At 72.2% G+C, this 18,367-nt stretch carries 24 protein-coding genes; 15 read left to right on the plus strand and 9 right to left on the minus strand.

What is annotated here, in order from left to right:
* The first annotated feature begins 1 nt into the window (after position 1).
* From AB0878_RS30380 to AB0878_RS30390, 3 genes are read left to right on the plus strand one after another with little or no spacing between them, the layout of a single operon-like run.
* Complete coding sequence (locus AB0878_RS30380; RefSeq protein WP_366583644.1) at positions 2 to 502, plus strand: methylated-DNA--[protein]-cysteine S-methyltransferase; 501 nt, start codon at positions 2 to 4, stop codon at positions 500 to 502.
* The gene (locus AB0878_RS30385; protein ID WP_366583688.1) at positions 499 to 993 is read left to right on the plus strand and encodes a sigma-70 family RNA polymerase sigma factor; all 495 of its coding nucleotides are present in this window, start codon (positions 499 to 501) and stop codon (positions 991 to 993) included. The genes AB0878_RS30380 and AB0878_RS30385 overlap by 4 nt, the downstream gene beginning before the upstream one ends.
* On the plus strand, positions 990 to 1,589 hold the full coding sequence (locus tag AB0878_RS30390) for a methylated-DNA--[protein]-cysteine S-methyltransferase (RefSeq protein WP_366583645.1): 600 nt from the start codon (positions 990 to 992) through the stop codon (positions 1,587 to 1,589). The genes AB0878_RS30385 and AB0878_RS30390 overlap by 4 nt, the downstream gene beginning before the upstream one ends.
* A 10-nt stretch (positions 1,590 to 1,599) precedes the next feature.
* On the opposite strand, the gene AB0878_RS30395 is transcribed toward AB0878_RS30390, so the two are convergent.
* Positions 1,600 to 1,782 (minus strand): hypothetical protein, encoded by a 183-nt coding sequence (locus AB0878_RS30395; RefSeq protein WP_366583646.1) that lies wholly within the window; start codon positions 1,780 to 1,782, stop codon positions 1,600 to 1,602.
* 566 nt (positions 1,783 to 2,348) lie between these two features.
* On the opposite strand from AB0878_RS30395, the gene AB0878_RS30400 reads away from it, so the two are divergent.
* Together AB0878_RS30400 and AB0878_RS30405 are read left to right on the plus strand one after the other, a co-directional pair.
* Positions 2,349 to 2,582: a hypothetical protein gene (locus AB0878_RS30400; protein WP_366583647.1), complete on the plus strand. Its 234-nt coding sequence runs from the start codon at positions 2,349 to 2,351 to the stop codon at positions 2,580 to 2,582.
* Between the two features lie 125 nt (positions 2,583 to 2,707).
* Positions 2,708 to 3,013: a hypothetical protein gene (locus AB0878_RS30405; RefSeq protein WP_366583648.1), complete on the plus strand. Its 306-nt coding sequence runs from the start codon at positions 2,708 to 2,710 to the stop codon at positions 3,011 to 3,013.
* Between the two features lie 6 nt (positions 3,014 to 3,019).
* On the opposite strand, the gene AB0878_RS30410 is transcribed toward AB0878_RS30405, so the two are convergent.
* The gene (locus tag AB0878_RS30410; RefSeq protein WP_366583649.1) at positions 3,020 to 3,412 is read right to left on the minus strand and encodes a hypothetical protein; all 393 of its coding nucleotides are present in this window, start codon (positions 3,410 to 3,412) and stop codon (positions 3,020 to 3,022) included.
* 106 nt (positions 3,413 to 3,518) lie between these two features.
* Here AB0878_RS30410 and AB0878_RS30415 point away from each other — a divergent pair, with 106 nt between their 5' ends.
* A complete protein-coding gene (locus tag AB0878_RS30415) occupies positions 3,519 to 4,169 on the plus strand; it encodes a response regulator transcription factor (protein WP_366583689.1) in 651 nt (216 codons plus the stop codon).
* A gap of 235 nt (positions 4,170 to 4,404) precedes the next feature.
* On the opposite strand, the gene AB0878_RS30420 is transcribed toward AB0878_RS30415, so the two are convergent.
* Entirely contained in the window at positions 4,405 to 5,250 is an 846-nt protein-coding gene (locus AB0878_RS30420; protein WP_366583650.1) for a hypothetical protein, read from the minus strand.
* Between the two features lie 137 nt (positions 5,251 to 5,387).
* Here AB0878_RS30420 and AB0878_RS30425 point away from each other — a divergent pair, with 137 nt between their 5' ends.
* The 5 genes from AB0878_RS30425 (at position 5,388) to AB0878_RS30445 (ending at position 10,605) form a co-directional block, all read left to right on the plus strand.
* Positions 5,388 to 6,953, plus strand: a complete 1,566-nt coding sequence (locus AB0878_RS30425) for a GAF domain-containing sensor histidine kinase (protein ID WP_366583651.1) — start codon at positions 5,388 to 5,390, stop codon at positions 6,951 to 6,953.
* A 265-nt stretch (positions 6,954 to 7,218) separates the two neighbouring features.
* Positions 7,219 to 8,745 (plus strand): DUF4389 domain-containing protein, encoded by a 1,527-nt coding sequence (locus AB0878_RS30430; protein WP_366583652.1) that lies wholly within the window; start codon positions 7,219 to 7,221, stop codon positions 8,743 to 8,745.
* A gap of 26 nt (positions 8,746 to 8,771) precedes the next feature.
* Positions 8,772 to 9,341, plus strand: coding sequence for a hypothetical protein (locus AB0878_RS30435; protein ID WP_366583653.1), 570 nt, complete (start codon positions 8,772 to 8,774; stop codon positions 9,339 to 9,341).
* A 76-nt stretch (positions 9,342 to 9,417) separates the two neighbouring features.
* Complete coding sequence (locus AB0878_RS30440) at positions 9,418 to 9,702, plus strand: hypothetical protein (RefSeq protein WP_366583654.1); 285 nt, start codon at positions 9,418 to 9,420, stop codon at positions 9,700 to 9,702.
* A gap of 213 nt (positions 9,703 to 9,915) precedes the next feature.
* Positions 9,916 to 10,605, plus strand: a complete 690-nt coding sequence (locus AB0878_RS30445; RefSeq protein ID WP_366583655.1) for a GAF and ANTAR domain-containing protein — start codon at positions 9,916 to 9,918, stop codon at positions 10,603 to 10,605.
* On the opposite strand, the gene AB0878_RS30450 is transcribed toward AB0878_RS30445, so the two are convergent.
* Positions 10,606 to 10,824 carry a hypothetical protein gene (locus tag AB0878_RS30450; RefSeq protein ID WP_366583656.1) on the minus strand — a complete coding sequence of 73 codons (219 nt, stop codon included), beginning with the start codon at positions 10,822 to 10,824 and terminating at the stop codon, positions 10,606 to 10,608.
* Between the two features lie 185 nt (positions 10,825 to 11,009).
* Positions 11,010 to 11,627: a helix-turn-helix domain-containing protein gene (locus tag AB0878_RS30455; RefSeq protein WP_366583657.1), complete on the minus strand. Its 618-nt coding sequence runs from the start codon at positions 11,625 to 11,627 to the stop codon at positions 11,010 to 11,012.
* Between the two features lie 92 nt (positions 11,628 to 11,719).
* On the opposite strand from AB0878_RS30455, the gene AB0878_RS30460 reads away from it, so the two are divergent.
* Positions 11,720 to 12,559 carry an SDR family NAD(P)-dependent oxidoreductase gene (locus AB0878_RS30460; RefSeq protein WP_366583658.1) on the plus strand — a complete coding sequence of 280 codons (840 nt, stop codon included), beginning with the start codon at positions 11,720 to 11,722 and terminating at the stop codon, positions 12,557 to 12,559.
* 3 nt (positions 12,560 to 12,562) lie between these two features.
* On the opposite strand, the gene AB0878_RS30465 is transcribed toward AB0878_RS30460, so the two are convergent.
* The gene (locus AB0878_RS30465) at positions 12,563 to 13,129 is read right to left on the minus strand and encodes a helix-turn-helix domain-containing protein (protein WP_366583659.1); all 567 of its coding nucleotides are present in this window, start codon (positions 13,127 to 13,129) and stop codon (positions 12,563 to 12,565) included.
* A 95-nt stretch (positions 13,130 to 13,224) separates the two neighbouring features.
* Between AB0878_RS30465 and AB0878_RS30470 the strand changes: the two genes are divergently transcribed.
* Positions 13,225 to 14,178, plus strand: a complete 954-nt coding sequence (locus AB0878_RS30470) for an SDR family NAD(P)-dependent oxidoreductase (protein ID WP_366583660.1) — start codon at positions 13,225 to 13,227, stop codon at positions 14,176 to 14,178.
* A gap of 47 nt (positions 14,179 to 14,225) precedes the next feature.
* Here the strand turns inward: AB0878_RS30470 and AB0878_RS30475 are convergent, their stop codons facing one another.
* From AB0878_RS30475 to AB0878_RS30485, 3 genes are all read right to left on the minus strand, one after another.
* Complete coding sequence (locus tag AB0878_RS30475) at positions 14,226 to 15,062, minus strand: alpha/beta hydrolase (RefSeq protein ID WP_366583661.1); 837 nt, start codon at positions 15,060 to 15,062, stop codon at positions 14,226 to 14,228.
* 152 nt (positions 15,063 to 15,214) lie between these two features.
* A complete protein-coding gene (locus tag AB0878_RS30480) occupies positions 15,215 to 15,772 on the minus strand; it encodes a hypothetical protein (protein ID WP_366583662.1) in 558 nt (185 codons plus the stop codon).
* Positions 15,773 to 15,885: 113 nt separating this feature from the next.
* Positions 15,886 to 16,827 carry a glycoside hydrolase domain-containing protein gene (locus AB0878_RS30485; protein WP_366583663.1) on the minus strand — a complete coding sequence of 314 codons (942 nt, stop codon included), beginning with the start codon at positions 16,825 to 16,827 and terminating at the stop codon, positions 15,886 to 15,888.
* Positions 16,828 to 17,555: 728 nt separating this feature from the next.
* Here AB0878_RS30485 and AB0878_RS30490 point away from each other — a divergent pair.
* Together AB0878_RS30490 and AB0878_RS30495 are read left to right on the plus strand one after the other, a co-directional pair.
* Complete coding sequence (locus AB0878_RS30490) at positions 17,556 to 17,924, plus strand: roadblock/LC7 domain-containing protein (RefSeq protein WP_220247833.1); 369 nt, start codon at positions 17,556 to 17,558, stop codon at positions 17,922 to 17,924.
* Positions 17,925 to 17,976: 52 nt separating this feature from the next.
* Positions 17,977 to 18,348, plus strand: a complete 372-nt coding sequence (locus tag AB0878_RS30495) for a hypothetical protein (RefSeq protein ID WP_360598572.1) — start codon at positions 17,977 to 17,979, stop codon at positions 18,346 to 18,348.
* Positions 18,349 to 18,367 lie beyond the last annotated feature (19 nt).

Consider the following 18,367-nt stretch of genomic DNA (forward strand, 5'->3'; position numbering starts at 1 on the left):
CATGAGCGTTCGGCACACGGTCACGGCGTCGCCGGTCGGCGACCTCACGCTGGTCGCGGACGGCACGGCGCTCGTCGGGCTCTACTTCGAGGGCCACAAGCGCGAACCGCGGCTGGCGAGCCTGGGGCCGCGCTCGGACGAGGGCTTCGGCGAGGCGATCCGGCAGCTGGGGGAGTACTTCGCGGGCGAACGCCGGGAGTTCGATCTCGAGCTGGCGCCACGCGGGTCCGGCTTCGAGCGCAAGGTGTGGGACTTGCTCACGAAGATCCCGTACGGCGAGAAGCGCACGTACGGCGAGCTCGCCGCCGAGCTGGGCGACCCCGGCGCCGCGCAGGCGGTCGGCAACGCGAACGGCTGGAACCCGATCAGCATCGTCGTGCCGTGCCACCGCGTGGTCGGCGCGAGCGGCGGCCTGACGGGGTACGCGGGTGGCATGGACCGCAAGCGGTTCCTGCTGAGCCTGGAGGAGCCGCCCGCCGAAGACGACGGCAGGCTGTTCTGAGCGCGCGCCCGTTCGACGAGGTCGTCACCGCCCACGGGCCCATGGTGCTGCGGGTCTGCCGGGCGGTGGTGGGCCCGCACGACGCCGAGGACGCCTGGTCCGAGACGTTCCTGGCCGCGCTCAAGGCCTATCCCGAACTGCCGGGCGACGCGAACGTGGCGGCGTGGCTGGTCACCATCGCGCATCGCAAGGCCGTGGACATCACCCGCGCCCGCGCGCGGCACGCCGTGCCCGTGGAGCGGACCCCCGACGAGCCGAGCCGCACCGGCCGGCCGGAGGACTGGGACGGTGATCTGTGGGACGCGCTGGCCGCGTTGCCGGACAAGCAGCGGGCGGCCGTTGCCTACCACTACCTCGGCGGGTTCCCGTACGAGGACGTCGCCGCCATCACGGGCGGCACCGCGGCCGCCGCCCGCCGCGCGGCCGCCGACGGGGTGAAGGCCCTGCGGGCGGCGTCGCGCCGAGGCGAGCTGGAAGGAGCAGCGCCATGACCACCGATCTGTTCGCCGCGCTGCCGGCAGACGACGAAGCCGCGCAGGACCGCCTGCGCGCCCGGCTGCTCGCCGCGGCCGAACGCGACGGTCTGCTCGACGTCGCGTACCGCACGGTCGACTCGCCGGTCGGCCCGCTGCTGCTGGCCGCGACCGGTGCCGGGCTCGTGCGGGTCGCGTTCTCCGTGGAGGACCACGGTTCCGTGCTCGCCGAGCTGGCCGCGGCGATCAGCCCGCGGGTGCTCGCCGCGCCGGCCCGTCTGGACACAGTGTCGCGTGAGCTCGACGAGTACTTCACCGGACGGCGGGAGACGTTCGACGTCGCCGTGGATCTGCGGCTGGCCAAGGGTTTCCGCCGCGAGGTGCTGCAGCGGCTCGGCGAGATCCCGTACGGCAGCACGCGAAGCTACGCCGAAGTCGCGGCCGCGGCCGGCAGTCCCAAGGCGGTGCGCGCCGTCGGGACGGCATGCGCGCGCAATCCGGTGCCGCTCGTCGTGCCGTGCCACCGGGTGGTGCGTTCCGACGGCAGTTCCGGGCGGTACCGCGGTGGCGAGGAAGCAAAACTCGCGTTGCTGGCCCTGGAAACGGCTTCCTGACACGGATTCGTCAGTGGTGGTCCTCGTCGAGGCCGTCGGCGGCGTCGAGGCCGAGGATCGCGAGCAGCAGCGCGCAGTCGTCGACGTCCTCGGCCGCCGAGGCGACCAGGCGGACCACGTGGCGGCGCTGGTCGTCGGGGAGCTCGTGGGCGCTGTGCAGGTCGGCGACGGACGGCACCGTCGTGCGCTTCACGGCTGCCCGCCCGGGATGACGGCGCCGGCGCCTGGGGCACAGGGGTATGGCGCACAGTGGTATGGAGCACAGGGGCGTGGGGCAGGGGCGCGTGACAACAGAGGCGCGTGGGCAGAGGCGGTCATCGGGCCCTCCGTTCTTTCGGCCGCGCGGGCCGCCGCCGGGGGCCGGGGCGGGGACCCTTCAGCATATCCCGTTCCGGGCTTGCCCGGTGGGGTGACGGGCAGCGGGAAAACGCTTCCTCGGGGGGCTCCGAAGCGGTTCCGGTCCACTGTGGATCTTCGATTCGGACACGGACTGTGCTCGGCCGCTTGCCGGAACCACCCGGGTGGCCGAACGACCACCGGCCTGCACGCGCCTACTCTGTGAGCTTCTTGCCCAGGACCCCGGCGACCGGCGATGGCTTGCACGCGGGAGCGGGGTGACCGGCGGTGTTGGGGGACGACAGTCCGCGCGATCCGTCCATCGAGGGCGGCGATGTGAAGACCGGGAACACTTTTCACGACTGGCCGCTGCGCCACGGCGGCGGGTATCCACCGGGCTGGCAAGTGCGGTATCGGTGCCGGGTGCGCCGTGCCGCAAGGGATTCCGCGGAACCTTCGTGGCAGGAGAAGACGGGCACGATCGTCGGCCGCGGCCTGCGCGACGAGCACACCAGCACCACCTGGGTCCCGGTGCGGCCGCGCGGAACCGCCGCCGACACCCCGGTCAGCCTGGTGCGGGCCACGGACATCCTCGACGCCCGTCCGCCTTCCGGGGGCGCGAACCTGGCCGGCGAAACGCCTTGGCCACCCTGGTGATCCACTGAGGACGGTGCGACTGTTCGGGTGAAAAACCCGGAAACCGCACATCATGGGGTAGATTCGCCGACGAGGCCCCGGACCCGGCTTCGCAGACCTGGGCCGGTGAAGGGTGGAGGCGGCGGATGACCAACGGAATCGAGACGGAAACCGGGCCGTTCGCGGTGGGGCGCAAGTTCGCCTACCTGGCGCGGGAAGACGACGGGGTGACGGTGCGGACCGGAGTGGTCGCGGGCGAATGCGTCGACACGGCGGCGGTTTCGCACGTGCCGATCGTGGACGCCGAAACCCCCGATCCGGGGTCCAGCAAGCTGGTTCCGGTCACGGACGTCACCGACGCGGCGCCGGGTCGCAACAGCCATTCGGCAGGGAACCGGCCGCGTTCGTTGCCGTGGCGGGTTTTTCACGTCGGGCGCCATCGGCGCGCCTGAGCGGGTTCAGCGTGCGGCGCCGGACCGGATGACGGTCGCCGGGCCGGGCGGGGAAGATTCCACGGAGTCGTCGGGGGTTTCGTGGGCGATTCCCGCCCGGTCGAGGACGGTTGTCACACCGGGGTTTCCGGCGCGCACGCGGAACCGGTCGCCGGCGAGGGCGGCGACGGACTCCGGGCCGAGGGCGGTGCACGCCGTCAGGTCCACCACCACGGCCGCGGCGCGCAGAGTCACGGCTTCGGTGAGGTGCGCGGTGAGCACCGCGTCGCCCGCCGGGCTGAGCGCACCGGAGACCTCGACGGTCACGAGCCCGGCGCTCACCAGCGTGCGCACCCGTGAAACCCCGGGCAGCGCAAGGACTTGCGGTACATCGACCTTCGGCTGGTTCTCCACGGACATCCCGCGCCCCTCTCCGGAAACCCGTGGTGACCGGGGGCTGGGGTCCACGTGTCCGGCCAGTCTAACCGGCCCGGCGGCGTAACCTCGGTCCGTGGCCGGAGCGCGGGTGATCACCGTCTTCCTCGTCGACGACCACGAGCTGGTGCGTCGCGGCGTAGCCGAGCTCGTGGAGGACGAGGACGACCTCACGGTGGCGGGTCAGGCTGCCTCCGTCGCCGAGGCGCTGGCCCGGATCCCCGCCGTGCGCCCGGATGTCGCGGTGCTCGACGTCCGGCTCCCCGACGGCGACGGCGTCCGGCTGTGCCGAGACCTGCGCGATTCGCTGCCCGGCCTGCGCTGCCTGATGCTCACGTCCTTCACCGACGAGCGCTCGATGGTCGACGCCGTCCTGGCCGGCGCCGACGGCTACGTCATCAAGGACATCAAGGGACTTCAGCTCGTCGACGCGATCCGGCGCGTCGCGGCCGGCCACAGCCTGCTCGACGAGCGCGCGGTCGCGGCCCTGATGGCGAAGCTGCGCGAAAGCACCCGCGGCCCCGGTCCGCTCGCCGCGCTGACCGACCAGGAACGCGTGCTGCTGGACCTCATCGGCGAAGGGCTGACCAACCGGCAGATCGCCGAACGGATGTTCCTGGCGGAGAAAACGGTGAAGAACTACGTTTCCCGCCTGCTCGCCAAACTCGGCGTGGAACGTCGCACCCAGGCGGCTGTTCTCGTCACCGCGCTCCACGACGAGGAACGCCGCGCCGGCGGTTGATCGCGGCCGGCCGGGGAGAACGAGCGTTCCCCATCGGCTGACGCGATGACACCGGAGGTGGCTTGGCGTGTCAGCGAAAACCGGGGCCGCGGTCCGTCCGCGCTGAATCGCACCGCCACGCACGCGGTCACCCGGTTGGGTTAAAAGTGTTGTGCAGCCGGGCAGGTACGGCCGGCGGTCAGAGAACGAGCGTTCTCCTTGTGGTGACGGCACGTTCGGCGCTCGACCGGGGTGATCACGGCCAGCCGCGGGAGAACGGCCGTTCGTCGCTCGCGACCACGGCGTCGAGGTCGGTGTGGGGCCGCAACGGGACGGGCGCGCCGTGGCCGAGGCGCAGCAGGGCCTGGGGCCACATACCGCCGCCGAGCAGGCGGCGCAGGTCGCGGCGGCGGGCCGGCGTGAGGGTGTCGGACCAGTGCGCGGCCGACAACCCGGTCGCGGCCGCCGTGAGCAGGACGCGTTGCACCGCCTGGCCGGCCTGCAGCTGGGCGAGCGGGGTGTCGTGCAGCGAGCCGACGGCGACCAGCAACCGTCCGGGTGCCGCCGCGAAGTCGGTTCCGTCTGTGCCATCGGTGCTGTCGGGAAACATGATTTCGCACAGCCGCGGCAGTTGCGCGTCGCCGATCGTGGCGAGCCAGGCGCGTTCGAGCTCGGCCGCCTTGCGGAGCTCGCGCTGCACCACCGGCGGCACCAGGGCCGCGCTGAAGGGGCTGCAGTTGCCGCGCCGCAACCGGATCGCCTGGACGAGGCTGCGGTCGACCGGCGTCACCGGCTCGAGCCCGCGCGGGCGCACGACGGCGAGGAGGTCGGGCCGCGTGGCGGCGGGCAGCAGGCGCACGTCGGGGTGACAGCCCTGGGCCTTCACCGCGAGCCGGAGGTTCATCAGGGCCGCGCCGCAGTCGAGCAGCTGCCCGCGGCGGCCGCCCGCGGCCGGGCCCGCGTAGAGCTCGATGGACGCCGGTGTGCACAGGAACCGCCACGGGCGCGTGTCGTGCAGGGGCGGCGGGGTCGTCGCGGCTAGCAGTACGGACCGGACCTGGCGCGCGCTCAGCCGCCCGACGGGTATGACTCCGGCCTTCATGGTCACCTCCGCACCCCGGTCCCCCACGCTGCCTCCGCGCGCCGGGCCGGGCCTAGTGCCGAACGTCCCGCGTGCCGGGTCCAAGGTCGCCGTTCACGGGTGACCCCGGGCCCGATCCGCTGTGCCACAGTGACGGGATGCCGGACGTCGACCGGGTTCCCGCGACCGCTCCGGCCGGGGAACGCGACCGGCTGGACGCGCTGCTCGCGGCCGTCGTCGGCCTGTCCTCCGGACTGGAGCTGGACGGCACGCTGCGCCGGATCGTCGCCACCGCCGCGGATCTCGTCGACGCCCGTTACGGCGCGCTCGCGGTGCTCGACGCCGACGGCGCCACCACCGGCTTCGTCGTCACCGAGTTCGACCACCTCGACCGCGCGCGGACTCCGCCGACCGGCCGCAGATCCCTTCGCGTGGCCCTGCGAGCGCGCGGCGCGCTGCTGGGGCGCCTTTACCTCACCGGAAAACGCAGCGGCACCGGGTTCACCGACGACGACGAGCAGGCCCTCGCCGCACTCGCCGCCGCGGCGGGTATCGCCGTGGACAACGCGCTCCTCTATGAGCAAGCCCGCAGCCGTCAGCGTTGGCTCGAAGCCACCGGCGAAATCTCCGCCGCCCTCCTCGGCGGCACCGAGATCAGCGAGGTCCTGCGCCTGATCGCGAGCCGCTCCGCCGGTCTCACCGGTTCCGTCGACGCGCTGATCGCCGTGCCCGCGAGCGAGGACGCGCTCGTCGTCACCGTCTGCGCGGGCCCGGACTCGGACGTCCTCACCGGCCGCCGGATCCCCGTCGCCGGGTCGACGTCCGGGGCGGTGCTGCGCGACCACGTGCCGCGCAGCGTGTCCGGGCTCGCCGTGGACCTCGCCGACGGCCCGCGCGTCGACCTCGGTCCCGCGCTCGTGGTGCTGCTGCGCTCGGGTGAGTCGATCGCCGGTGTCCTGCTCGCCGTGCGCGCTCCCGGCGCGGCCCGGTTCGACGAGCAGGAGCTGCAGATCGTGTCCGCGTTCGCCGACCAGGCCGCGCTCGCGCTGCGCGACGCCGGGAACCAGGCCGCCCGCCGCGAGCTCGACGTGGTGGTCGACCGCGACCGGATCGCGCGCGACCTCCACGACCACGTGGTGCAGCGGCTGTTCGCGGTCGGGCTCCAGATGCGGGACACGGTGCGCCGCGCGGGAACGCCGGCCGTCGCGACGCGGCTGGGGCGGCACATCGACCAGCTGCAGGAGGTCATCGAGGAGATCCGCAGCGCGATCTTCGAGCTGCACGCGGCCCCGGGACGCCGCGGCGGCCTGCGCGCGAGCCTCCAGCACGCCGTCACCGAAGCGACGGGCGGCTCGGCGATCCGGACCACCGTGCGGCTGTCCGGTCCGCTCGACCGGGTGCCGCCGATCCTCGCCGAACACGCCGAAGCCGTGGTTCGCGAAGCCGTGAGCAACGTGCTGCGCCACGCCCGCGCCGGCGAACTGGCTCTCACGGTGACGCTCGGCGAGCACCTCGTGATCGAGGTCTCAGACACCGGAGTGGGTCTTCCGGCGGGGATGGCGCGCTCCTCGAGGCTGCACAACGGCTTGCGCAACCTCGAGGAGCGCGCGACCGACTCCGGTGGCACGTTTGTCGTGGAGAGCCCGCCCTCGGGCGGCACCCGTCTCGTGTGGACGGTCCCGGTGAGCCCGGCTCGCGCGGAGGTCTCCGGAGGGTCACGGTGAACCGGCCGCGGGCCGCGGCCCTGGTGGGTGCGGTCACGGCGTGCAACACTCGAACCCTGTCCTTCCCTTCGGGCGCTGCCCGGCGCCGGCTCCGGACCTCGGTGCGGTGGGACTCCACCACCGAGCGCCCGGGAAGTTCCCCACGGGTCGCGCCCGCGGTGCGATACCCGCCCGCCTCCGGCGGTTTTCGCGAACAGGTGTCCACTTCGGACCGAAGCGGACACCCGCGGCCTCGCCGGTGGCCGAGGTGAAGGAGGTGCGAGACGTGAACACCGACTACCCGGTCCACGTCGAGGCGCGGCTGGACGAACCGTTGTCCCGCTGGCTCTGGCTCGTGAAGTGGCTGCTGGCGCTCCCGCACTACCTCGTCCTGACGGTCCTGTGGATCGCCTACCCGTTCGTGGGCATCGCGGCGTTCTTCGCGATCCTCGTGACCGGCCGCTACCCGCGTTCGCTGTTCGAGTTCACCGTGGGCGTGCTGCGGTGGAGCTTCCGCGTGCAGTACGACGCCTACGCCGCGCTCGGCACCGACCGGTACCCGCCGTTCACGTTCGGCGACGTGCCCGAGTACCCGGCGCGGCTGCGGGTCGAGTACCCGCAACGGCTCTCGCGCGGTCTCGTGCTCGTGAAGTGGTGGCTGCTGGCGCTGCCGCAGCTCGTCATCGTGGGACTGTTCGTCGGCGGCGGCACGTGGCTGTTCACGCGGTCGGGCCGGTACGACTTCACCTGGGCGGCGGGCGGTCTCGTCGGCATCCTGGTGCTGATCGCGGCGGTCATCCTGCTGTTCACCGGAAAGTACCCGCGCCCGCTGTACGACTTCATCGTCGGCCTCGACCGCTGGGTGCTGCGGGTGGCCGCGTACGTGTCGCTGCTGACCGACCGGTACCCGCCGTTCCGGCTCGACCTGGGCGGCAGCGAACCAGGCGGGCCGGCGCCTTCGCCGGAACCGCTGACCCAGCCGCCGCCCGGTTCCGCGACCGAGCCGGGGACCGAGGCCGGTGCAGCGCCGTTCGCCCCGCCACCGGCACCACCGGCGAGCGGTCCCGGCCCGGCGGCCACGGGCTGGACGGGCGGCCGGATCGCCGCCGCGATCTGCGGCGCCGTGCTCGTGCTGTTCTCCACCGGCCTCCTTTCCGGCGGCAGCGCGCTGATGTGGGCCGACCGCAACCAGCGGGACGCCGACGGCTACTTCTCCGGCTCGGCCCCGTTCAACGCTTCGGGGTACGCGCTCGCGAGCAACCCCGTGCAGCTGCACGGCCTGGGCACCGGTGGCCCGGACCTCGCCGCGATCGTCGGCGACACCCGGATCCGCGCCACCGCCGTCGACACCACCCAGGGCGTCTTCATCGGCATCGCGCCGGCCGCGAGCGCGGCGCGGTACCTCGCCGGCGTCGAGCACACGACGGTGACCGACTTCGGCGACCGCGGCTCGGTCGGCGTCGACACCCCGGGCGGCGCGGCCACGATCCCGCCCGAGCAGGCGGGAATCTGGGCCGGCCAGGCCTCAGGGCCCGGCACGCAGTCCGTGGCGTGGCCCGTGCGCGACGGGGACTGGACCGTCGTGGTGATGAACTCCGACGGGTCCCGCGGCGTCGCCGTCGACGCGGAGGCCGGTGCGACCGTGCCGGCGATTGGCTGGCTGTCGGTGCTGCTGGTCGTGGTCGGCGTGGTGTTCCTGGCCGGGGGAGTGGCGTGCATCTGGCTCGCGGCCCGCGGCGCTTCGGCGCACCGGGCGCGCACGCCCGTACCGGTGAGCGGAGGGGGTCCCGACGACGGGAGGCGAGCACCGTGACCGGTTCGGCCGACTGGTGCAGGCGGATGTGGCACGCCCTGGTCCCGCGCGGCGGCGTGGTGGTCCGGTCGTCCGACCGGTTCCAGGCGGTGGTGCTGGCCGTCTTCGTGGTGCTCGCGTTGCTGGCGGTGCCGTTCGCCGGCGTCGTCGGGTCGGAAACCGCCGCGCAGCGCGGAAACCAGGCCACCGAGGAAGCGGCGAGCCGCCACCGCGTCGACGCGACGCTGCTCGTCGACGGGCCGCCGCAGCAGGCCGTCGGCCCCGACGGCGTGCCGGGTGGGCCGCAGCCGCGCGACGCCCGGTGGCGGTTGCCGGACGGGGGTTTCCGCGTCGCACAGGTCGACGCGGACCCGTTGACCAAGGCCGGCGACACGGTCGTGGTGTGGCTCGACCGGGCCGGCGACCCGGTGCCGCCGCCCCTCGACCCGCGCACGGCCTCGGTCGAGGGCGCGATGACGGGGTTCGGGACGTGGGCCGGGTTCTGCGCGCTGCTGAGCCTGCTCTACGGCGCGCTCGCCCTCGGGCTCGACCGCATGCGGATCCGGCGCTGGCAGCACGAGTGGACGGTGGAGCTGGACCGCAAGACGAGGTCCTGACCGGCCGGAGCCGGGGCAGGACAGGAAAAACGACTGGAGAAACGACCGGAGAAAGGCGGGATGACGGATGCTCACCATGACCCGATCGGCGATCGCGGCGATCGACCGGATCACCGAGGCCCACCACGTCGGACGGCGCGGCGGCTGCCGCCTCGTCCTCGACGGGCCGCCCCGGGCGGGAGCGGCGGTCGAGGTGGAGGTGGCGACCTGCCCTGGATTGGGCGACGACGTCGTCGCGATCGACGACACGCAGCTGTTCCTCTCTCGCGAGGCCAGGGTGGGACTCGCGGAGAAGGTCCTCGACGCGCGCGAGGACCTGGAGGGCCACTACACGTTCCTGATCGCCAACGCCCGCGGGTGACACCGGCGGGACCGGATGGGGGATCGGCACATCGGCCGCCCGGCTGAACCTTTCTGCGGCCGAAGTAACGGACAGGCGGGGAACGTCGACGCGCGGGGGCCGGAGTTGGACGTGGCGTGGGAAGGAGGACCAGTATGAACACCACGGGCGAAAACGGGGAGGGTTGCTGTGGTGGGCGATCGAGAGCTACTGATCATCCGGGCGTGTGTGTCGATGGCCGACACATTGGTCGACGATTACGACGTCGCAGACTTGCTGCACGTCTTGGCGCAGCGCTGTGTTGAGCTGTTCGAAGTGGGGGCCGCAGGGCTGACGCTCGCCGACGAGCGGGGGAGCCTCCGCGCGCTGGCGTCCTCGGAACAGGACGGGCTGCGGGAGCTGGTCAAGCTCGGCGTCGACGAGGGACCGGGCGTGGAATGCTTCCGATCCGGCACGGCAGTGCACGCGGCGTCGATCGGTGCGTACACGCAGCGGTGGCCGCGGTTCGCCGCGGCGGCGCAGCGGGCGGGGTTCGCCTCGGTGCACGCGCTGCCGCTGCGGCTGCGCGGGCTGACGATCGGCGCGCTGAACCTGTTCGGTCGCGCGAGCGTGCCGCCCGAGGACCTCGAGCTGGCGCAGGGCCTCGCGGACACCGCCACGATCGGGATCCTGCAGGAGCGCGCCATCCGCCGCGGCGAAGTGCGGTCGGACCAGCTGCAGTCGGCGCTGACCAGCCGGGTGGTCATCGAACAGGCGAAGGGCGTGTTGTCGGTCAGCGGGCACCTGTCGATGGCGGACGCGTTCGCGGCGCTGCGCCGGTATGCGCGCAGCCACAACGCGCGGCTCGGCGAAGTCGCCCGCTCGCTGGCCGAACGCGAACTCGACCCGGCCGTGGTGCTGACACGGGCGTACGGCAAGAACTGATCACGGGTTCCCCAGCTCCGGGGAAGCGCTCTCTCCGGCGGGTCGCGGCAGCCCGGACCCGACCGTCCCTTGTGGACTCTCCGGGCTCCGCACCCGGACCCGGTCGATCATCCTTTGTGCCTCGGCTTCGGTGAACCGGCCCTGGCGCACGTAGCCGACGATGGCGGCCACGGTGCTCAGGTGCGGTTCGGCGATGCCCGTCAAGTCCACGGAATCCACGGCGGCCCCTCACTCCGCTGGCTCACCGCCGGGGGCCGGGGCGGCACTTCGCACCCTACGCGCTCTCTGTGCCGTTGTGCGGGGCGCGGACACACCTTCCGTGGCAACGATTTCAGCGGTCTCCGCCCGCGGCACGGCGGCGCTGTCGGGAAAATCCGCGCCGACGTGGGCGGAACCGGTACGGGTCAAGCGTTGCCGGCGGGGGCGACGGCGGCCATCGCCCGGTCGAGGCACGCGGCGAATGTCTCGATCGCGCCTCCGGCGAGCCACGCGTGCTGCGCGGCGAGCAGGCACGAGAACGCGGCGCCGGCGACGGCGGGCAGCGCCGGGTCGGCCGGGTCGCACCGCGTGCCGCGGGTTTCGGCGCGCTCGCGCAGCACGGTCTCGGCCGCGGCCGCCATGCGGTGCAGCTTCTCGAGGTAGCTCGCGAGCAGTGCGGGTGTCGCGAAGACGATGCGCTGCATGGGTTCGGCGACCTCGTGCTTGCCGGGCGCGTCGACGTAGGGCACCAGCAAGTCGAACACCCGGCGCAGCGAGGTCCACGCCGGTTCGTCGAGCGGGCGCTCGCGCAGCCGTTCGACCATCGTCTCGGCCAGCACCTCGAACTTGCCGACGATCAGGTCTTCCTTGGTGGGGAAGTAGCGGAACAGGCTGCGCCGTGACAGCCCCGCGGCCTCGGCGACGTCGTCCATCGTCGTGCGCTCGTAGCCGTGCTCGACGAACAACCGCTGCGCGGCCTCGGTGATGTCCTGCTGCACGGCCCGGCGGGTCCGTTCGCGCAGGCCGGGGCGGTGGTCGGTCACCGGCCCACCCTAGCAGCGCCGGGCGGAGTTGGCACTGAGTGCCAAGAGTGGCGTACAGTGCCGATCAAGCAAGCCCGAGAGCGAGGAGCGTCATGTCCGAACCGAAGACGATCGTGATCACCGGTGCCAGCGACGGCATCGGTGCGGCCGCGGCCCGCCGCCTGCACGCCGAGGGCCACCGGGTCGTGGTCGCCGGGCGCTCGCCCGCCAAGACCGAGGCTGTTGCGAAGGAGCTCGGGGTCGAGCACCACGTCGCCGACTTCGCGCGCTTCGCCGAGGTGCGCGACCTGGCCGCCGCGCTCGACGCGGCCCACCCGCGCATCGACGTCCTCGTGAACAACGCCGGCGGCATCTTCGGCGACCGGGCGAAGACCGAGGACGGTTTCGAGAAGACCCTGCAGGTCAACCACCTGTCGCCGTTCCTGCTCACGACGCTGCTGATGGACAAGCTGCTGGCGTCGCGCGCCTCGGTGATCCAGACGTCGAGCTCGGGCGCCCGGCTGTTCGGCGACCTGCGGCTCGACGACCTCGACCACGACGCCGCGTTCACCCCGCACAAGGCCTACGGCACCGCGAAGCTGGAGAACATCCTGTTCACCCGCGAGCTCCACACCCGGTTCCACGCGCGGGGCCTGTCCGCGGCCGCGTTCCACCCCGGCGCCGTCGCCACGGCCTTCGCGACCGAGAGCTCCAGTTTCTTCCGGCTGGTCTACAACAACCCGCTCGGCCGGATGGCCATGGTCAGCCCGGAGAAGGGCGCGCGCCAGCTGGTCTGGCTGGCGACCGGCGAGCCCGGTGCCGAATGGGAGTCCGGCGCGTACTACGAGCGTGGCAAGGTCGCGCGGCGTGTGAACCCGCAGGCCACCGACGACGACCTCGCCCGCCGGCTGTGGGACCGCTCGGCCGAGCTGGTCGGGGTGAAGACGGCCTGAGGCTCAATGGGGCCGGAGCCCGGCCACGACCAGGTCCAGCAGCCGTGACGCCAGCTCGCGCTGGTCCTCGTGGCCCGCGATGAGGGTGACGCCGCCGATCGCCATCATCACGTCGTCGGCCGGGACGTCGGCGCGCAGCGTCCCGGCTTCGGCCGCGGCGGCCAGCATGCGGCCGATCGCCGCGCGCAGCAGGTCGCGGCTGTGCGTGCGCAGGCCTTCGCGTGCGGCCAGGATGCCGGGCAGGGCTTCGGCCATCCCGTTCTTGGTGAGCGTGTAGTCCACGAACCGCTCCGCCCACGCGCGCAGGGCGGCGTCGGCCGGCAGCTCGGCGAGCAGGTCCGCGGCGGATCCGGCCAGGCGTTCGGTCTCGCTGCGATAGGTCGCCTCCACCAGGTCTTCCCGGGCCGGGAACCGCCGGTACAGCGTGGCGATGCCGACGCCGGCCTCCTTCGCGATGGACTTGAGCGAGGTGTCCGCCCCCTGGAGGGAGAACGCGCGCGCCGCGGCATCGAGGATGCGGTCCTGGTTCTCCTGCGCGTCGGCCCGCAGCGACCGTCCGGTGTTCGTCACGCCACTCCTCTTTGCTAAGTGGACCCGCATCCGCTTATAGTCGTAAGTGGAACCGGCTCCACATACGAGACTAGCGGAGCAGAGAGGACAGCACCATGACCCAGCGAGTGACCACGCCCTTCGGTGCGACGTCCACGGCGGCCGAGGTGGTCGCCGGGGTCGACCTGAGCGGCCGGCGCGCCGTGGTGACGGGGGCGGCGTCGGGGATCGGCGAGGAGACGGCCCGCGCGCTCGCGTCGGCCGGTGCGGAGGTGACGCTGGCCGTGCGCGATCCGGCGGCGGGGGAGCGGGTGGCGCGGGAGATCGCGGCGAGCACGGGCAACTCCGCCGTGCTCGTGGCCACGCTCGACCTGGCCGACCCGGCCTCGGTCGGCGCGTTCGTGGCGGCCTGGTCAGGGCCGTTGCACACCCTGGTGGCCAACGCCGGCGTGATGGCGACGCCCGAGCGGCGGACGGCGCAGGGCTGGGAGCTGCAGTTCGCCACCAACCACCTCGGTCACTTCCAGCTGGCGACCGGCCTGCACGGCGCGCTCGCCGCGGCGGGAGACGCCCGCGTGGTCGTGGTCAGCTCGGTGGGACACGTCAACGGCGAGGTGCTCTTCGACGACGTCTCCTTCACCCGCACGCCGTACGACCCGTGGGCGGCCTATAGCCAGTCGAAGACGGCCAACATCCTCTTCGCCGTCGAGGCGGCCCGGTTGTGGGCCGCCGACGGGATCACGGTGAACGCGCTCAACCCGGGCCGCATCTGGTCCACGAACCTCGGCCGGCACAGGGAGAACCCGCCGTCGGCCTTCGACCCCTCCGGCGCGACCGGCGTTTCGGTGAAGGACATCCCGCAGGGCGCCGCGACTTCGGTGCTGCTCGCCGCGTCGCCGCTCGTGGCGGGCGTGAGCGGGAAGTACTTCGAAGACTGCCAGGAGGCCGAACCGTTCACCGAGGGTGTGCGACGCGGCGTCGCGGGCTTCGCGCTCGACCCGGCGAAGGCGCGGCGGCTGTGGGCGCTTTCGGAGGAACTGCTCGCCGAGGCGGGGCATCCGGTCGTGTGACCGGCACGCCGGTGTGGTGCCGGAACGCACCACACCGGCGCGGGCCGTCACTCGCGCAGGAAGGTGAGCAGCTCGGCGTTGAAGGTGGCGGCGTGGGTGACGTTGAGGCCGTGCGGGGCGTCCTCGACGAGCACGAGCCGGCTGCCGGGGATGGCGTCGGCGGTCCGCTTCCCGCTGAACTCGAAGGGCACGATCGCGTCCGAGTCGCCGTGGATGACCAGCGTCGGGATGGTGAAGGCCTTCAGGTCGTCGCGGAAGTCGGTCTTGGTGAACGCGGTGGTGCAGTCCAGCGTGCCCTTCGGGGAGGCGAACGCGGCGATCACCGTGTTGTAGGCGTGCACCGACGGGCTGACCAGGTCGGTGCGGCCCTTGACGGAGAAGAAGTTCGTGACGAACCCTTCGACGAACGCGGGGCGGTCGGCGCGGATCCCGTCGTGGAAGCCCGTGAGCGCGGCTTCGTCGAGACCGCCTTCGGGGTTGCCGTCCTCCTTGTACAGGTACGGCGGCACGGCCGCGGCGAACACGGCCTTGGCGACCCGGCTGGTGCCGTAGCGGCCGACGTAGCGCGCGACCTCGCCGCCGCCCATCGAGAAGCCGACGAGCGTGACGCCGGTGAGGTCGAGGGCCGCGAGGAGCTTGTCGAGGTCGTCGGCGAAGGTGTCGTAGTCGTAGCCGTCCCACGGCTGCGACGACTGCCCGAACCCGCGGCGGTCGTAGGTGATCACACGGTAGCCGTCTTCGACGAGCGCCGGAACCTGGCCCTCCCACGACCGGCTCGACAGGGGCCAGCCGTGGATCAGCACGACCGGGCGGCCCGCGCCGTGGTCTTCGTAGTAGAGCTCGATCGGCGCGCCGTTTTCTTCCCCGACTGTCACCTTGGGCATGAGCTGTCCTCTCGTGCGCGAAACGGAGTGGGTGCGGAGCCTCGGGTCGTGGCGTCGTTGCCGGCACCGGTGCTGCCGAGGTGAACGCTAGTCGGGTGCGGTGGTGTGGCGGCAGTACCGCGACCGGTGAACTTCCCGGTCGTACCCGACACCTAGGTCGTTGCCGCGGTGCTCGGGGTACTCGGCGCGCTCGGGGCGCCCGGGGTGCTCGAGGTGCTCGAGGTGCCGCCGCACACGGAGAGGGCGGCGCCGACCGACGTGGCGACCTGCGTCGCGGCGGTGCGCAGCGCGGTGACGTCGAGCGGCTGGGTCGTCAGCACGTCCTGCAGTTGCTGGACCGCGCTGCCGGCGGCGTCGAGGTCGGACCGCGCTTCCGGCCCGACGACGGCCCGGGCGGCGTCGAGGGACGACCGCAGGTCACGCGCCGCGGTGGCCACCTCGTCGCGGCTGGCCTGGCCGGTGACGAGCGAGGCCGTCTTGGTCGCGAGGTTCTGGGCCGCCGTGGCGACGGCGGCGCACTCGACGCGCGAGTCACCCGAGGTCGGCGCGGGAGAGGCCGGTGCGGACAGCGCGCTGGACGGCGCCGGCGTCGGTCCGCTTTGGCCGCCCGAGCACGCGGCGGTGACCGCGAGCGCGCCGAGCAGCGCCGCGGCGGCCGCGACGGCCCGCCGCGCCGTGGGACGGCGTCCGGCGCCGGTTTCCTCGGCCACGTCCGCCTCCTCGTGTGCGCGCCGACGGTGGTCTGCTCGCCATCGTCGCGACCCGGGCGGCTTGCCCGCCTCGCCCGGTCCGGGTGAGGCGGTGCCCGCCGGCGGCCGGGAGGTCAGCGGAAGGACAGCGACGCGATCCGCTCGGGGTGGCCGGGGGAGTACGAGTAGATGATCGACCCCTGCGTCGCGCCCGCGACCACGCGGATCTTCCACGGGCGGAGGCGGTCCACCCGGAAGTCCTCCTCGTAGCTCCACTTGTAGTCGAAGTTGGTCCCGGTGGGAAGGGACTCCCCGGCCTGCCAGATCCCGTGCACGACGAGGAAGTCGATCGGGCAGTTGACGCGGAGCTGGGTGGCCCCGGTGGGGATGTCGAAGGAGAGGCTGCGGTTGTCTCCGGACGCCAGCTGCATGTTCCACTCCTCGTCGTTCTGGACACCGGGCGCGCCCGGCCGGGTGGGGGTGAACGGGATCGGGTGCCGGATCAGGACCCGGTCGGTCTGGATGCCGCCGACCTGCGGCTGGACGTTGTTGTCCTGCCAGCCGTGCACGAAGTCGCGGACCTCGGACTGGCGGCCGCACTGGACGAAGTAGTCGACGTGGCCGACCGCGGCGTCCATGGCGTCGGCGAACCCGTATGCGCCGGTGCGGCCGCGGCCGAGGATGCTGACCGCGCCGTCGAGGTAGCCGCGCCACAGGGCGGGGGTGATGGTCGGGAACCCGGCTGAGGTGAACCACCGGTCCGCGCAGAAGAACACGACGCCGGGGAATCCGAGGAGGTTCGCCCCGGCGAGAGCGCGCCTGCCGTATTCCTGCCCCTGTGCGAACCCGCCCATCGGATCGTTCTTGCCCACCTCGAAGTACAGGGCGATCCCGAGCCCGGCCGCGCGGTGGTCGTTGTACTCGGTGGTGTTCGTGTGCTTGGTGCTCAGCAGGTTCGGCGCGTCGATGTACCGGATCACCCCGGTCGGATGCTCGCCGTCCGGCCCGACCGGTGTGGCCAGGATTTCGGCGGCGGACAATTTCTTGCTGCTGTAGTCGATCCACCAGGTGGCCATGACACCGTCCCCTCGAGTGGCTCCGGCCGGCTCCCATAATGCAGGCATTGTCCGGTTTTGGTAAGGCTTTCTGTTGCGGCCATTCGGGCTAATCCGGGCCCTCCTGGTCCGGCACTGTCCACATCGGAGTGCCGCGCACCACACTCGAACCGCGAAGATGAATAGGCCGAATTGCGGTATTAGTGGCGGCCGAATGGGTGCATTCGGCGAGCGACGTGGTGTGTTTCACAGTTGTACCAGTCCTGCGTTATCGGCCGACCGGAGCAGGCGCGACCAGGTGAGTGGACGGTAAATCCAGCGCCGGCGGCCGCGATTCCCCGCTCGCGTCGTAGCAGTTCGCGCGGGTGATCGAAGACGGCAAACGCCCCCGGCCGTGATGCGGTGATCTTTTGACGTCGACCAGACCATTTCCTCGGTTCTGGTGCGCGGTGACGGGATGCGGTTGGGCTGATCGTGTGGCGCCGCAAGTGATCTTGTGTCGCTGGTTGGCCGAGAGTGGTGGTTTGGGTAGTGTCTGCGCTCGCAAGAGTGACCCCGATGGGCGATGATCGAGTCGGCCGGCCGGGTTTCGCACCACGAATTGACTCGGAGTCATTGCTGGAACGTGATCATCGGACTGACTCCGAATGTGCTGTGCGCGGATCTTGCCCACCCGGTCACCGGGGTACACCGGGTCTTCGGAATTCCATCCGATCCGTTCGTCCTTTTCGATGCAGGAAGAAAGAATAGTGGATTTCGACGCGCTGGCCGCCGAGCTGAGAAAACTCCGGGAAAACGTCGCCGGCGTCACCGACACGGTGCTCGCGGCGGTCGACGGGATACCGATCATGGCCGACGCGGCCGACCACCTGGATCCCGCGAAGCTGTCCGCGCTGGCGGCCGCCGACCTCGGGATCGCGCGCCAGGCGTCGGAGGTGTGCGGGCAAGGCACGTTGAAGCAGACCGTGGTTTTCAGCAGTGACGGCTACATGGCCGTCTACGCGATCGGCCGCGTGGCGGTGCTGGTCGTCATGGGGGACAAGGGACTCAATGTCGGCCGCCTGCTGTTCGAGTCCCGCCCCGTGATCGAGCGGCTCGGCGCGATCCTGGCCGCCTAGCCGAATCCGGCACCCCGTCCACCACCAGTTCACAGGAGGAGTTCGAGTGATGATGAACATCGACACCGCGTTGAAGGAAGCCATGTCGATCGCCGGCGCCATCGGCGTCGCGCTGGTCGACTACGACAGCGGGATGTCGCTCGGCACGAGCGGCGGCGGCGACTGGCTGGACCTCGAGGTCGCCGCGGCCGGCAACACCGAGGTGGTGCGGTCCAAGCTGCGGGTGATGGCGTCGCTCGCGCTCAACGACAGCATCGAGGACATCCTGATCACGCTGCACCGCCAGTACCACCTGATCCGCCTGCTGAACTCGGTCGGTTCCCGGAACTCGCTGTTCCTCTACCTGGTGCTGGACCGCGAACGCGCGAACCTGGCGCTGGCGCGGCACTACCTCAAGCGCATCGAAACGGACCTGCAGGTGTAGCCGGGACCCCACACGAGGA

Origin of the sequence: Amycolatopsis sp. NPDC047767 (genome assembly GCF_040704195.1) — a bacterium.
GTDB lineage: Bacteria > Actinomycetota > Actinomycetes > Mycobacteriales > Pseudonocardiaceae > Amycolatopsis.